The 13,426-nt window shown below is 72.9% G+C and carries 12 protein-coding genes, 1 tRNA gene and 1 pseudogene; 5 read left to right on the top strand and 9 right to left on the bottom strand.

Translation table 11 applies throughout. From position 1 onward, the window contains the following. The first annotated feature begins 7 nt into the window (after positions 1-7). Positions 8-646 (top strand): pyridoxamine 5'-phosphate oxidase family protein, encoded by a 639-nt coding sequence (locus BKD26_RS27840; RefSeq protein WP_084903611.1) that lies wholly within the window; start codon positions 8-10, stop codon positions 644-646. Between the two features lie 242 nt (positions 647-888). Here the strand turns inward: BKD26_RS27840 and BKD26_RS27835 are convergent, their stop codons facing one another. The 3 genes from BKD26_RS27835 to BKD26_RS27820 all read right to left on the bottom strand — a co-directional run bounded on the left by BKD26_RS27835 (position 889) and on the right by BKD26_RS27820 (position 5,555). Beyond that, positions 889-2,397: a DUF4246 domain-containing protein gene (locus BKD26_RS27835; RefSeq protein ID WP_084903608.1), complete on the bottom strand. Its 1,509-nt coding sequence runs from the start codon at positions 2,395-2,397 to the stop codon at positions 889-891. A 362-nt stretch (positions 2,398-2,759) separates the two neighbouring features. Continuing rightward, a tRNA-Pro gene (locus tag BKD26_RS27825) sits at positions 2,760-2,833 on the bottom strand. Positions 2,834-2,885: 52 nt separating this feature from the next. Then, positions 2,886-5,555 (bottom strand): tetratricopeptide repeat protein, encoded by a 2,670-nt coding sequence (locus tag BKD26_RS27820; protein WP_084903603.1) that lies wholly within the window; start codon positions 5,553-5,555, stop codon positions 2,886-2,888. Positions 5,556-5,679: 124 nt separating this feature from the next. On the opposite strand from BKD26_RS27820, the gene BKD26_RS27815 reads away from it, so the two are divergent. Beyond that, entirely contained in the window at positions 5,680-6,183 is a 504-nt protein-coding gene (locus BKD26_RS27815) for a DUF309 domain-containing protein (protein WP_084903601.1), read from the top strand. On the opposite strand, the pseudogene BKD26_RS27810 reads toward BKD26_RS27815, so the two are convergent. Both BKD26_RS27810 and BKD26_RS27805 read right to left on the bottom strand, forming a co-directional pair. Then, positions 6,161-7,413: pseudogene (locus BKD26_RS27810) on the bottom strand (cytochrome P450). The gene BKD26_RS27815 and the pseudogene BKD26_RS27810 overlap by 23 nt on opposite strands. A gap of 94 nt (positions 7,414-7,507) precedes the next feature. Next, positions 7,508-8,119, bottom strand: coding sequence for a TetR/AcrR family transcriptional regulator (locus BKD26_RS27805; RefSeq protein ID WP_084903598.1), 612 nt, complete (start codon positions 8,117-8,119; stop codon positions 7,508-7,510). A gap of 155 nt (positions 8,120-8,274) precedes the next feature. Between BKD26_RS27805 and BKD26_RS27800 the strand changes: the two genes are divergently transcribed. After that, on the top strand, positions 8,275-9,021 hold the full coding sequence (locus tag BKD26_RS27800; protein ID WP_107418022.1) for a phosphatase PAP2 family protein: 747 nt from the start codon (positions 8,275-8,277) through the stop codon (positions 9,019-9,021). Next, positions 9,018-9,887: a DMT family transporter gene (locus tag BKD26_RS27795; RefSeq protein ID WP_084903593.1), complete on the top strand. Its 870-nt coding sequence runs from the start codon at positions 9,018-9,020 to the stop codon at positions 9,885-9,887. The genes BKD26_RS27800 and BKD26_RS27795 overlap by 4 nt, the downstream gene beginning before the upstream one ends. Here the strand turns inward: BKD26_RS27795 and BKD26_RS27790 are convergent. Beyond that, positions 9,877-10,239 carry a DUF488 family protein gene (locus BKD26_RS27790; RefSeq protein ID WP_084903590.1) on the bottom strand — a complete coding sequence of 121 codons (363 nt, stop codon included), beginning with the start codon at positions 10,237-10,239 and terminating at the stop codon, positions 9,877-9,879. The genes BKD26_RS27795 and BKD26_RS27790 overlap by 11 nt on opposite strands. Before the next feature lie 91 nt (positions 10,240-10,330). On the opposite strand from BKD26_RS27790, the gene BKD26_RS27785 reads away from it, so the two are divergent. Continuing rightward, on the top strand, positions 10,331-10,795 hold the full coding sequence (locus BKD26_RS27785; protein ID WP_084903588.1) for a DUF4259 domain-containing protein: 465 nt from the start codon (positions 10,331-10,333) through the stop codon (positions 10,793-10,795). Here the strand turns inward: BKD26_RS27785 and BKD26_RS27780 are convergent. The 3 genes from BKD26_RS27780 to BKD26_RS27770 form a co-directional block, all read right to left on the bottom strand. Continuing rightward, positions 10,785-11,696, bottom strand: coding sequence for a hypothetical protein (locus BKD26_RS27780; RefSeq protein ID WP_084903585.1), 912 nt, complete (start codon positions 11,694-11,696; stop codon positions 10,785-10,787). The genes BKD26_RS27785 and BKD26_RS27780 overlap by 11 nt on opposite strands. Before the next feature lie 75 nt (positions 11,697-11,771). Continuing rightward, the gene (locus BKD26_RS27775) at positions 11,772-12,944 is read right to left on the bottom strand and encodes an FAD-dependent oxidoreductase (protein ID WP_179166727.1); all 1,173 of its coding nucleotides are present in this window, start codon (positions 12,942-12,944) and stop codon (positions 11,772-11,774) included. Further along, positions 12,941-13,261 carry a bifunctional 3-phenylpropionate/cinnamic acid dioxygenase ferredoxin subunit gene (locus tag BKD26_RS27770; protein ID WP_084903717.1) on the bottom strand — a complete coding sequence of 107 codons (321 nt, stop codon included), beginning with the start codon at positions 13,259-13,261 and terminating at the stop codon, positions 12,941-12,943. Before BKD26_RS27770 ends, BKD26_RS27775 begins: the two co-directional genes overlap by 4 nt. Between the last annotated feature and the right edge of the window lie 165 nt (positions 13,262-13,426).

The raw sequence follows: 13,426 nt of genomic DNA, 5'->3' as shown, positions 1-13,426 counted from the left end.
AACGCCCGTGACCTTGCACCCGCCGCCCTTCGGATCAGCAGGTGAACACCGGCTGCAGCAGCAGCTGGGCACCACCGAGCGCGCCGCCCGGTTCTACGACCAGCAGGTGCGCCCCCGCCTCACACCCGAGATGCGGGAGTTCATCGGCCGCCAGGCCATGGTCTTCCTGGCGACCGCCGACTCCCACGGCGAATGCGACGCCAGCTTCCGCGCCGGGCCGCCCGGATTCGTCCACGTGCTGGACGACCGCACGCTCGCCTATCCCGAGTTCCGCGGGAACGGTGTGCTCGCCAGCGCCGGCAACATGGCGGAGAACCCCCACCTCGGCATGCTGTTCGTGGACTTCACCCACCACCACGTGGGCCTCCACGTCAACGGTGTGGCCCGGCTCTACGGCGACGCCGCCCTGCGCTCCCTCCACCCCACTCTGCCCACCGACGTCGCGCCCGGGCGCGGTCCTGAGATGTGGGTCCACCTGAGCGTCGAAGAGGCCTACATCCACTGCTCCAAGTACATACCCCATCTGGAACCGGCTCCCCGCCCCGCCGACCATGACGCCGCACGCCCCAAGGACGCGAACTACTTCACCGGGCGCGGTACGGGATCGTCCGCGGTCCGCTCCGCGCTGAACCCGGGAGCGGTATGAGGTAGCGGCCGGCTCCGGCCGCCGCCACTGCCCTCGCGGGCCTGTCCGGGACATCGCGGAACACGCAGGTCGCAGTGGCTCCGGTGTCCCGGACATCGCACGTGCCCATGGAGGCGTACCGAGAGATGGCGGCACATGTGGAAGAGGAACGGAGACATCTTCGAGACCAATCGCCGCGGCCCCGGAGACAGGGGCCGTGCGCCTCGCGTTCCACGTGGAAATGTATTCAGGACAGAAGAAGTTCAGTGCTCACAGAGGGAGAATTCTCGTTCGTAGAGCTGCTCGTTGTGTTCGTCGACGAAGAACTTGCGTTCCTGCATGAGTTGTTCGCGGTAGTTCTTGGCCTGTTCAAGCGTCATGGTGGAGGTGTCGGACCACGGTTGCTGCGGTGGGACATCGGATGTCGAGACGATCTTCTCCGACGGGTCGACCAGGAAGAACGCAAGGATTTTGCGGTGCCCCGGGCGGGTGGGGTCCATGAGGCGGAATGAGCCGACGCGGTGTTGCAGGATGTTCGGGAACGCCAGGCAGCGGCCCGCTGGGGTCGATGCCGATCCCAGCATCTGGTTCAGTGCGTCTTCGTCCTCCAGGCCGTAGACCTCGCGCAGACCGTTGTCGTCGTTCTGTTCGTAGTGCGGGTCGTCGAGTGCCGCCCGGAAACTCAGCCGGCTTTCGGTGATGTTCTCGCTGTCCCAGTAGTAGATGCCGGTCGAGACGATCCGCTCGTTCAACATCCCCTCGACATGCCAGGAACCACCTGGGTATTCGGGCTTGTCCGGGGTGAGATGAATGGTGGCGAGCTTGACGATGACCTGGAGACGGCGGCCGCGCAGGTCGACTCGGGCGGATTCAGCGGGCAACTCGGGCGGGGTGAAGTCCGGGGCGTCCGGGATGGCCGGGCGGCGGTTCTCCCACCAATCGTCCTGGGCCTCTTCCCATGCACGGAGGGCTTCTGCGTAGGCTCCATCATCACTGTGGGAGGATTTGTCCGGATACTCCGGCTCCGAGTCGTACCACCCGAAAGGATCGGCCTCGATCCGCAGGGGCCGCGGATGGCGCAGATCGGTGAGCACGTTCTCCAGCAGCGGGCGAAAGCGCGCGAACAAGTCCGGCAGGACGGAGGCCAGTTCGTGATGCGTCCTGGGGTGGACGTTGTTGACGTACGAACGGAAGGCGACATCGCCGTCGTCACTGACGTCGACGTCCGTGGGCAGCCACTGGAACTTCTCCGAGAACTCGTACTTCGAGTAGCGGTTTGTCGGGTTCCGCCAAGCCCGCTCGGGCGCGCCGCTCACCTCTCTCACCAGGCAGAACAGTGAGGGATGAACCAGATCCAGTACCTGCCCGTCGGATCCGGGATGCCAGTCCTGTTCTGCTTCGGGGACCCGTTCCAGAGCCTGAACCGCCTCGCGCAGCCGGGATCGGAGCTTGTCGTCGACCAGCGTGTCCGACTGCCACACCCCGTCGACGGCGGACACCTCGATACCGGTTCGTCCGTCCCGCAGCGCGGCGTAATGCACGAGTTCGGCAAGCACGTATCGAACCTGCGCTTCGGTGAGGCCCTGGGCTACCGCTTCTTGCGTCCACCTGGCGACGATGTCGGCATCGTTCATCTTGTCGAACCACCCCGGCTTCGCCCGGATGTGCGCGCTGCACCGCATCATCTGAAGTTCCCGCAGCGTTCGGGGTGTCGCGAACGATATGGAACGGGAAGCATGAAAGGGCAGCGGGAAAGCAGACAGGCCGGTCAATTCTCGTGGTCCCTACAGTCGGTGTCGGTGGTGGGAACGATAGCTCAGCAGACTGACACCGCAGCCCTGGTCTGCTCGGCGCAGTAGCGGGGCTCGGACATGGCAGCCCACTCCGCCCAGCCTTCGATTCTGTCGGAGGTGACGACACGGACGAGCAGGACATCGCGGTCGCGCGCCCACATCCACCGCCTCCGCGAAGCCCTCCACGAACTCCGCACCCCCGCACCACCCATCTCCAGCACCCCGGCGAACCGGTCCCGGCCCGGGCCTGCGACCACACCGCGATCACCAGCTCCCCGAACGCACGAAAGGCCGCCCTCTCACGGATGAGAGAACGACCTCCGACATGCGTTTCCGCACAGTCGGGACGACAGGATTTGAACCTGCGACCCCTTGACCCCCAGTCAAGTGCGCTACCAAGCTGCGCCACGTCCCGATGCGCGTGTCCCGCGGTTTTCGCCGTGGTGGGCGCGCAAGAGAAGATTACCTCACTCCGGGGCGGGGTTCGTGTCACGGGTCAGGAGGGCGTGGTCGGTGCGGGCGCGGGCGGCCAGGGTGTCGGCGCCGGAGGCGGCGGCGAGGGTGGCGGCGCGGGTGAGTTCGGCCGGGGAGCGGAGGGCGAGGGCGTACTCGTGGCGGGCCAGTGCGTGTTCGTACGCCGACGGGGACGCCTCCAGGTGGCGGACCGCCTGGGCCAGGAGCTGGACGGCTTCGTCGGGGCGGGCGAACAGGGCGGCGCAGCGGAGGGCTTCGCCGATGGCCGTGTCGGTGCCGAAACGTTCGGCCTGGACACGGGCGCGGGTGGCGAGCCGGGCGGCGCGGGAGGGGTCCTCGGTGGCCAGGGCGCGGGCGAGGTCGAAGGCCCAGGGCGCCCACAGGGCGTTGTGGCGGTCGCGGGCCTCGAAGGCGCGGCCGGCGGCTTCCAGTTCGGTGACGGCTTCCTTCCTACGGCCTTCGGCGAGGAGCAGGCGGCCGTGGACGCAGGGGCCGTCCGGCATGATCATGGCGCTGGGCCAGGGCGGTCCGAAGCGGTAGCGGGTGGCGACGCCGCGTGCCTCGGTGACCCGGCCGCGGGCGAGCAGGGTGTCGATGAGCAGGCAGGCGGCGTCCCACTGGACGGGCAGTCCGGTGCCGACGCGGTCGGCGAGGCGGAGGCCCTCGCGGAGGTAGCTCTCGGCCAGGGCGAGGTCGCCGCGGCGGCGGTGGGCAAGGCCGACGAGGGTGTGCGCGAAGGCGAGGTGGGCGCCGCTCCAGCCGGAGATCTCGAAGGCGCGCACCGCCTCCTCGAACAGAGTCAGGGCGCGGTCGGGCCGGTCCGTGAAGGCGTAGGTGACGCCGACCACGGCGGGGGTCTCGAAGCCCCAGTCGGTGTCGGTCCAGCTCAGGCCGCGCGCGGGACGGCCGTCGACGAGGGCGCGGTCGCACAGGTGGAGTACGTGTTCGGCGTCCTCGCCGCGCAGCATGGCGTCGAAGGCCCGCAGGGACAGCAGGGCGCGCTCGGCGTTGTCGGCGCCCGGGAGGTGGTCGGCGAGGTCGGCGAGGCGGCGGGAGCGGCCGGGGCCGTCGTCCTCGGTGGCCCGGAACCCCTCGTACATGAAGTGGGCCGCCTGGAGACGCATGCGGGCGGCGCCGGACGGGGTGCGGGCGGCCTCGGTGGCGACGGAGTGGGCGGCCTCGCGGAGCTGGTTGTTGTGGGCGAGGGCCTGGGCGAGGCGGCAGGTGGCGTCGGTGCGGAGGTCGCCGTCGAGGCCGGGCAGGGCGAGGGCGGAGCGGAGGTGGCGGACGGTGGCGGGGGGTGAGGTGAGGAGGGCGGCGCAGCCGAGTTCGTAGAGGACCTGGGCGTACGCGTGGGGCGGCGGGGGCTCTTGGAGGGCGCGCTCCAGGCAGCGGCGGGCGGCCTCGGGGGCGCCGACGGCGAGGTGTTCGCGGGCGGCTTCGCGCAGTTGGGCGACGACGTCCTCGTCGTCGTCCGGGTGGATCTCCAGCAGGTGGCGGGAGGCGGCCGCGGCGCCGAGGCCCGCGCGGACGACGGCCCAGGCCGCCCGGCCGTGCATGGCGGTGCGGGTGGCGGGCGGGATGGAGCGGTATATGGCGGTGGCGATGAGCGGGTGGACGAACTCCAGCGGGTCGGAGCCGGTGACGATACGGGCCTCCCGGAGCCGTTCGGCGCAGCCGGCGGCCTCGGCGGGGGTCATCCCGGCGAGCGAGGCGGCGAGGCTCAGGGAGATGTCGGTGCCGAGGACGGCGGCGGCCCAGGCGAGGCGGGTGGGTCCGGTGCCGAGCCGTTCCAGCCGGGCGACGAGTCCGCTGCCGCGCGCGGAGGCACCGAGGTCGCGCAGCCGGGTCACCGACCGCTCGACGGGGTCGAGCATCCGGTCCTGGACCTTGGCGAGCAGTTCGACCGTTTCGTATGGATTGCCGCCGGTCACCGCCCACACCTCGCGGCAGAAGGGGTCGTCCGCGCGGTCCCCGAGGGTGGCGCGGGCGAGTTCGGCGGTCGCGCCGGGGCTGAATGGGTACAGGGTGACGCGCAGCCGGGCGGCGTCGCCGAGCCGGTCGAGCAGGGTGCCGGCGGGCCCGTCCGGCGGGTCGGGGCGGTGGGCGAGGACGACGAGCAGGGGCAGGCTCGGCAGGCTCACGGCCAGGGAGACGAGCCAGGTCAGCGACTCGGTGTCCACCCAGTGCGCGTCGTCGACGAGCAGGACCAGGGGCCGGGCGCGGTGGCGCTCGGCGAGCCGTGCGAGGACCCAGTCCAGGCCGTCCCGGACGCCCTGCGGGTCGGCGGGCGGCCCGCTGGGCGCGGCGATGCCGAGGGCGGGCGCGGTGACGTCGTACCAGTCGCCGAACAGGTGCCTGATCCGGTCGTCGCCGAGCTCGGCGAGGGCCGGCCGCAGTAACTGCCGTACGACGTGGAAGGGCACGGAGGTGACGGTTTCGCCGCCGCGTGCGCCGCGGACGGCGCACCGGTCCTCCGCGAGCCGGCGGACGGCGGCGAGCAGGGCCGTCTTGCCGGTTCCGGCCTCGCCCCGGTAGATCAGCAGGCCGCCCGAGGCGGCGGGGCCGCACAGTGCCTCAACGGCGCGCGTCGCGGCGGCGAGCTCGGGCCCGCGCTCCAACAGCGGTACGGCAAGCCGGTGTTCCGGCCGGGACGGCAGCATCGCCTTCCCTCCCCCACGAGTACCCGACGAGTCCCCACACATCGTGGCAAGGTGAGCGTAGCCCCGTACCCCGGGTGGCGGACATGGTTGGGACGGTACCCGCCGGACGGGTGACAATTGGGGCGTGAACAGGACGCGGAGGGACCGGGACGAGGAGGGGCGGGCGCGCAGCGCACGCCCCAGGGACGGGCTGGGGCGCCCCCTGCCGTACGGCGAGGCGGGGGTGGAGCGGCAGCCCGAGGGGGTGGTGCGCCCACCGGCCGAGACGGTGCGGGAGGCGCAGCGGCTGCTGGACTCCGGGATGCCCTTCCACGCCCATGAGGTCTTGGAGGACGCCTGGAAGTCGTGTCCGGAGGAGCGGGCGGGCGAGCGGGAGCTGTGGCGGGGGCTGGCGCAGCTCGCGGTCGGTCTGACGCACGCCGCGCGCGGCAACACGGCGGGCGGGGCGCGGCTGCTGCTGCGGGGCGCGGACCGGATCGGGGTGTACCCGGACCGTCCGTACGGGCTCGATGTGGCCGGTCTGGTGGCGTGGGCGCGGGAGCTGGCGGGTCGGCTGGACGGGGTGGTGGACGGGGTGGTGGATCCGGCGGCGGAGGCGCCGAGGCTCACGGCCGGCGGTCCCAGGTGAGGTGGAGTGCCTCGGGTGAACGGTGGATCAGGGTGGGCCGCATCACGACGTCCTGACCCTCGGCGAGCCGCAGGCCGGGCAGGCGGCGGGCGAACAGCTCGATGGTGAGCCGCAGTTGGGCGCGGGCGAGGTGGGAGCCGGGGCAGCCGTGCGCGCCGTGGCCGAAGGCGACGTGGCGGATGTGGGGACGGGTGAGCGACCGGGTGATGTCGAAGGTGTCGGCGCGCTCGTAGCGGGTCTCGTCGCGGTTGGCGGAGCCGTACGCGACCAAGAGCGTGGCACCGGCGGGCAGGTGGGTGCCGGCGAGGGTGACGGGGCGGGTGGTGGTGCGGCGGAAGCCCTGGACGGGGGTGTCGTGGCGGGCGGCTTCCTCGACGGCGGCGGGTATCGGTTCCGGCTTGGTGCGGAGGAGGTCCCACTGGTCGGGGCGGCTGAGGAGGTGGAGCAGGGCGGTGCCGATGAGGGCGGTGGTGGTGAGGTCGGCTATGAGGAAGTTCTGGAGGGTGGAGACCAGTTCGTGGCGCTGGTCGAGGGTGAGCTCGCCGGTGCCGGGGGCGAGCGCGGCGACGAGTGCGGAGCACAGGTCGTCGCGGGGGCGGGTGCGCCGGTCGCGTAGGTAGGTGTCGAGGAGGTGCTGGAGGGCGACGACGTCCTCGGCGGCGGCGACCTGCTCGCTCTCGGTCAGCGGCCGGAACAGTAGTTGTTCGGCGCGGTGGCCGCCGTGCACGGCGGCCGGGACGTCGGCGGGGTCGAGTCCGAGGAGGTGGCCGACGACCGCGCCGGGGAGCTTTCGCGCGTACGCCGTCATCAGTTCGGTCCCGCCGTCGGCGGCGAAGCCGTCGACCAGCTCGTCGGCGGCCTCGGCCGCGTACGGGAGGAGCGCGGCGACGCGGGCGGTGGACAGGCCGCTGTTGAGGGGGGCGCGGTGGCGCCGGTGGGCGGCGCCGTCGGTGGCGACGACGGTGGGACGGTTGCCGAGGCCTTGGGCGAGGACGGCGAGCGCGGCGGGCCCGCGGGCGTGACGTCGGGGCGCAGCGACTGGGCGGAGGAGAAGTCCTCGGGGCGCAGCAGCACCTCCCGGACGTCCGCGTCACGGGCCACGAGCCAGGCGTCCAGTTCGGGTACGTAGCTGAGGCCTTCGGCGCGCCGGGCATGTGAGTAGAGCGGGTACGGGTCGCGCTGGAGGGCGTCGAGCCCGGCGGGTGGGGCGGTGGGGGTGGGGTGGTCCATGCGGCGCCTCCTGGCGGAAGGGTGCGGGCACGGTGGGGCGGGTCCGGTCATGGTGCTCGAGGGGCGGGGCGCCGGGAAGACGGCCGGGCGGCCGTCAGGCGCCGGAGGGGGCGATTCCGAGGGCCGGGAGGATCACCGCTTCCACGTACGCCGGGAGGGCGTCGTCCCCGCCGAACCGGTCCTCGAAGAGGCGCTCGATGCGCAGGACGCCGAGGAAGCCGGGCGCGACGAACGCGATGGCCGGGTTGTCGGCGGCGATCTCGCCCCGTTCGACGCCGCGCCGCAGCATCGCGTCGAGCGCGGCGACCTCGGGGTTGATGACCGTTTCGCGCAGCGCCCGGCGCAGGTCGGGGTGCTGGAGGTAGGCCTGGCCGACGGCTTCCATCAGTTCGGTGTCGCGGCCCCGGCGATCGGCGGCGGCGACCGCGGCCGCGCGGAGGTCGCCCGCGAGGGAGCCGGTGTCGATGCCGGTGAACAGGCTGCACCGGCTCTTGTCGAGCGCGGCCGTCACCAGCTGGGACTTGGTCTTCCACTGGCGGTAGAGGGTCGCCTTGCCGCACTTGGTGCGGGCGGCGACGCCCTCCATGGTCACGGCGTCGTAGCCGCCTTCCCGCAGCAGGTCGAGCACCGCCCCGTACAGCTCCATCTCCCGGTCCGGGCTGATCCTGCTGCGGCGCGCGGCGGCCGTGGCGGCCTGCGTGGACATCGGTTCCTCCACGGGTGCGGGGGGCGTCTGTGCACGTACGAGAGTAGGCGCCGCTCAATCGAGACGCAAACGTATCGATACGCTTGCGTCTCGATAAAAACGGATCTACGCTTTCACTCGTTTGCTTCCGTTGTGATCTGTGAATGAGGCCGAGAATGGCTGCCGGCATAGCTGCTGCCGAGCCGGAGACGACCGGTGCGCCACGGCCGCCCCTGGTACGTGAACTGGTGCTGGTCGTAGCGCTGTTCGTCGTCTACAAGTGCGGCCGGCTGGTCGCGAACGGGCACGAGGCCCGTGCGTTCGGCAACGCCGGCCGGGTGTGGGACCTGGAGCGGGCCGTCCACCTGCCGGGCGAGGGCTGGGTGCAGGGCCTGCTGCTGGACAGCGGAACGGTCGTCCATGCCGCCAACGCTTACTACGCGTGGGTCCACTTCCCGGCCACGGTCGCCTTCCTGGGCTGGCTGTACTGGCGCCGCCCTGCCCACTACCTGTGGGCGCGGCGCGTCCTGGCGCTGCTGACCGCCGCCGCGCTCGCCCTCCACCTGCTGGTGCCGCTCGCACCGCCGCGCATGCTGGCCGGGGCGGGGCTCGTCGACACGGCGCAGGTCTACGGGCCCTCCGTGTACGGCGCCACTCCGGAGACGGACGGCATGGCCAACCAGTTCGCGGCGATGCCCTCGCTGCACTTCGGGTGGGCGCTGATGGTCGCGATCGGGCTGATCGCCGCCACGCGCGGCCGGTGGCGGGTGCTGTGGCTGCTCCACCCGCTCATCACCCTGCTGGTGGTGGTCGGCACGGCCAACCACTACTGGCTGGACGCGCTGGTGGCCACGGTGCTGCTGGTCACCGCGCTCGTCCTGGTGCGGGTGCCCCCGGTACGGGCGGGGGCGGCGCCGCGATGAGGGCCACGCTGTTCGCCGTGCTGCTCTCGCTGGCCTCGGCCGCCGGGTACGCCCTGGCGGCGGTCGCCCAGTCGCGGCTGGCCACGACCTCCGAGGGCGCGCGGGCCCTGCTCGCCCGGCCGCTGTGGTGGTGGTCGGTCGGGCTGAACGCGGCGGGCGCGCTCACCCATGTCGCGGCGCTGCACTACGGGCCGCTCACCCTGGTGCAGCCTCTCGGCGCGCTCACGCTGGTCGCCGCGCTGCCGGTGGGGGCGTACTACGAGCGGCGGCGGGTGAGGCGGGCGGAGTGGCGCGGGGCGCTGTGGACGCTGGGCGGGCTGGTCGGCCTGGTCGCGGTGGTGGGCCCGGCGACGCCCGGGGACGCGCTGTCGCTGCCGGAGGCGCTGGCGGTGGCCGCGGTGACGGCGGCGGGGATCGCCGCGCTGGTACGCCGCCGGGGGCGCGGCCTGCGGCTGGCGACGGCGTCGGGGCTCGCGTCGGGCGTGGCGTCGGCCCTGACCCAGACGGTCACCGCGTCGCTGGCGCGGGAGCTGCCCGGCGGGCCGATGACCTGGTGGCAGACCGTGCTGCTGGCGGTGCTGGTGTCGGTGTTCGCCACGGGCGGGCTGCTGCTGTCGCAGGCGGCGTTCCGGGGCGGGCTCGCCGCGCCGCTCGCGGTGGTGAACCTGGCGAACCCGGCGGCGGCCGCCGTCATCGGGGTCGCGCTGCTCGGCGAGACGTTCCGGGCGGGCCCGGCCGGCTGGCTGGTCGCCGCGGTCTCGGGAGCGGTGGCGGCGCGCGGGGTGCTCCTGCTGACGGCCGGTCACCCGGCGCCGGTGCCCGCGCCCCGGGCGCCGGAAGCCGATCCTAGCCCGGTCACCCCGTGAGCAGCTCGGCGAGCACGGCCGCGTGGCTGCGGTCCGGCTCCTTGGCGGCGGTGAGCAGCGTGAGGGGCCCCTTCCGGGCGAGTGCGCGCAGCCGGTCGAGCGCCTCGGCGGCCTCCGGCTCGGCGAGCTCTGCCTCGTAACGCCGCCGGAACTCTGCGTACGTCCCGGTGTCGTGGTACCAGCGCCGCAGCTCGGTCGACGGGGTGAGGGACTTGGGCCATTCGTCGACGCGGGCGTCCGCCTTGGCCAGGCCGCGCGGCCAGAGCCGGTCGACGAGGACCCGCACCCCGTCGCCGGGTTCGGCGGGGTCGTAGATGCGGCGGACCGTGGGACGGCGGGCGGCTCGCGTCATGCCTCCAGGTTATGTGGCGAGAGGGGTCACCGCCGCACCGCTGTCAGAGGCTGGTGCGATCATCCCCGTACGTCGACGCGAGGAGATCACCATGGGCACCTGGGACATCGGCCCTTTCGACAACGACACGGCGGCGGACTTCGCCCACACCCTGGACGAGACGGCCGAGGACGAGCGCGAGGGTCTCGTACGCGCGACGCTGACCCGCGCCGTCCGGAGCCAGGACCACCTCGAGGGCCCGGAAGGGGACGAGGCCGTCGCCGCCGCCGCTCTCGTCGCCGCGCAGTGCCCGGGCGGCGAGCCGGTCTGCGCGGTCTTCGGGCCCGAGGATGCCCTTCCGGTCTTCGCCGCCGGCCTCCGGCCGCTTGCCGTGGAGGCGCTCGACCGGGTGGTCGCCGAGGCGTCCGAGCTCGCCGAGCTCTGGGACGAAGCCCCGGACGGTCCCAAATGGCGTGAGGTGATCGGCCGCCTCCGCGATGCCCTCGACCCTCCGGTCCCGCCGCAGGAGGACGTTCTCTTCGAGACGGTCCTCGGGTCCGGCCGCTTCAGCGGATGAGCACGTACCAGTCGGGCGAGTCCGGGTCGCCGTACTCGTAGTTCAGCTTCAGCCGGTCGGCCGTTCCCCCGACCGTCCACCCACCCGGCCAGCAGTCACCGGCATCGATGTCGACGGTCTGGTTCCAGAGGTTGTCGTCCGGTTCGTACGTCCAGGTGCCTGTGCCCTCGCACCGCCGGCCCGCGGAATCCCTGCCAAGCGGTTCGCCCCAGGTCCGGGTGGCGACCGCGCGGCCCCGTTCGTCCAGCGACAGGGTGCCGCCACGGCCGTCGTGCCAGGTGCCGACGAGATCGGAGGCGTGGGTTTTCGCCGGGGTGTACTCCTTCGCCAGCCCGCTCGCGTACATCCCGGATCCCAAGGCGACGACGGCGGCCATGGCCAGCAGTCCACACCCGGCGAGCCGCCAGAACGGGCGGGGACGGGGCATGGACCGACGGGCCACCAAGGCCACGAGCGACAAGCCCACCGCACAGGACAGCCACACCCACAGCCAGGTACCCGGACCGCTGCCCGTCAGCAGTGTCACCCCGAGCGCCACCACGACCGCCCATGCGCCGGCCGCCACCGGCACCCACCACCAGGACTCCCGTCCCGTGACCCGGAGGCCTGCCCATGCGGCGCCCGCAAGCGTCGGCAGCACCGCGAACATGGCGCCCATCACAGCGAAGGGGAAGCCGAAGCAGCAGATGAACGGCAGCATCAGCAGAGCGATACCGGGACCGTCGGACCGCATCGGGGACTCCTGTGCCATCTCCACGAAACCCCAGGCCGCCAGGGCCGACGGCATCATCACCAGCACCGTCACCGACGCCACCATGATGGCCCGCGCCCCCCACAGGCCCGCCCGCCCGCCGGCCTCTCGCGGCCGCAGCGGAACCGGACTGTTCTCCCAGCCGTTCATTCCCCTCACCCCCACACCGGGATCATCCCCCGGAGGCGTCCGGCGCCGGCTGCCGGGGGCCGGCGGCCGCTGCCGTCAGAGGGCGGGGGTGGGCTGAGCCGCTCGGGCGAGTTCGCGGCGGGCCTTCAGGAAGGGGCGGGGGCGGTCCACGGCGAGGACGGCCGTGGTGGCGCCGTCGCGTTCGTACAGGGCGAGGAAGCCTCCCTCGTCGATGGTGCCCTCGGTGATGCGGACGGTGTCGCCGTCCCGCCGCCGCCCCGCGAACTGGATGCGTGAGCCGTACTGGTCGGACCAGAAGTAGGGATGGGACCGCGCGGTGCCGACGGTCCGCCCGGCCAGCAGGTTGCGTACGGCGACGGCGGGTTGCTCGGTGGCGCCGGTCCAGTGCTCGGCGCGCACGCCGCCGACGCGGGCGACGTCGCCGACGGCCACGGCCTGCGGCAGCGCGGTGACGCAGCCGTCGTCGCAGAGCACGCCGTCGCCGAGGGCGAGAGTCGAGCCCGCCAGCCAGGCGGTGTTGGGTACGGCTCCGATGCCGACGACGACCACGTCGGCCGGGAGTACGCGGCCGTCGCTCAGCTCGACGGCGCGGACGTGGCCCTCGCCGCGCAGGGCGGCCACGGACGCTCCGGTGATCAGCCGCGTGCCGCCGCGCGTGTGCAGGGCGGCGCACACGGCGGCCATCTCGGGGCCGAGCTGGGGGACGAGCGGGAGCGGGGCGGCCTCGACGACGGTGACGTCGTGGCCGAGCGCGGCGCACGAGGAGGCCGTCTCGGCGCCGATGAAGCCGCCGCCGATGACGACGACCCCGCGTGGGCCGCCGGTGAGGTCCGCCCGCAGGGCGCGGGCGTCGTCGAGCGTACGGAGGGTGTGGACGCCGGTCAGGCCGGTGCCGCCGCCGGGGAGCGGGCGGGCGGACGCCCCGGTGGCGATGACGACTCCGTCGGTGGAGACGGTCCGCCCGCCGTCCAGGAGCAGGGTGCGGCCGCGCGGGTCCAGGCCACGGGCCCGGGTGCCGAGCAGCCACTCCGCGGCCAGGTCGGTCTCCTCCTCGGCGTCGGTGAGGGCGAGCCGGTCCTCGTCGGCCCGGTCGCCGGTGAGAAACTCCTTGGACAGGGGCGGACGGTCGTAGGGGCGGTGCGGTTCCTCGCCGACGATGACGAGGCGTCCGTCGAACCCCTGGGCGCGCAATGCGCGGGCGGCGTACAGGCCCGCGAGGGACGCGCCGACCACGGTCACGGTCTTCATGCCGCGGTGTCCTCCTGTGCGGCCGGGCGGACGTGGATGACGCCGTCGGTGACGATCACCTGGTGGGTGCGGACGGGGCGGCGGGCGGGAAGGCAGGTCGGCTGCCCGGTACGGAGATCGAATGAGGCGGCGTGGAGCGGGCATTCGACCAGACAGCCTTCCAGCCACCCCTCGGAGAGGGAGGCGTCCTGGTGGCTGCAGGTGTCGTCGATGGCGTACAGCTCTCCGCCGGCGTTGAACACCGCGATGGGCGGCGTGGTGTCGATGCGGACGGATTCGCCCGCGGGGAGGTCTTCGAGGCGGCAGACGGGAATCACGGGCACCCCTTTTGGTCCAGGTTTCTAGGACTCTTGGGTAACATGACGTTCCACATGACGTTTCGTATGGCGCACAAGGGCGCGCTGTGCGCAACAGAATCCGGTCGGGGTGCCTGCCGCGTCAAGGGCTTCCCGAAGATGCGGCCCGAAGAGGCCGCAAGGTGG

Source organism: Streptomyces sp. CB03238 (assembly GCF_002099185.1).
Classification (GTDB): Bacteria; Actinomycetota; Actinomycetes; order Streptomycetales; family Streptomycetaceae; genus Streptomyces.
Note: the sequence above shows the minus strand (reverse complement) of the source record. Positions and strands in the feature narration are given on the sequence as shown.

Bases quoted from the DNA above. Each gene is read 5' to 3' on its own strand.
- BKD26_RS27775 (WP_179166727.1), bottom strand. From the start codon at position 12,944: ATGAAGACCGTGACCGTGGTCGGCGCGTCCCTCGCGGGCCTGTACGCC.
- BKD26_RS27820 (WP_084903603.1), bottom strand. From the start codon at position 5,555: ATGCTGCCGTCCCGGCCGGAACACCGGCTTGCCGTACCGCTGTTGGAG.
- BKD26_RS27800 (WP_107418022.1), top strand. From the start codon at position 8,275: ATGGCTGCCGGCATAGCTGCTGCCGAGCCGGAGACGACCGGTGCGCCA.
- BKD26_RS27780 (WP_084903585.1), bottom strand. From the start codon at position 11,696: ATGAACGGCTGGGAGAACAGTCCGGTTCCGCTGCGGCCGCGAGAGGCC.
- BKD26_RS27785 (WP_084903588.1), top strand. From the start codon at position 10,331: ATGGGCACCTGGGACATCGGCCCTTTCGACAACGACACGGCGGCGGAC.
- BKD26_RS27795 (WP_084903593.1), top strand. From the start codon at position 9,018: ATGAGGGCCACGCTGTTCGCCGTGCTGCTCTCGCTGGCCTCGGCCGCC.
- BKD26_RS27790 (WP_084903590.1), bottom strand. From the start codon at position 10,239: ATGACGCGAGCCGCCCGCCGTCCCACGGTCCGCCGCATCTACGACCCC.
- BKD26_RS27805 (WP_084903598.1), bottom strand. From the start codon at position 8,119: ATGTCCACGCAGGCCGCCACGGCCGCCGCGCGCCGCAGCAGGATCAGC.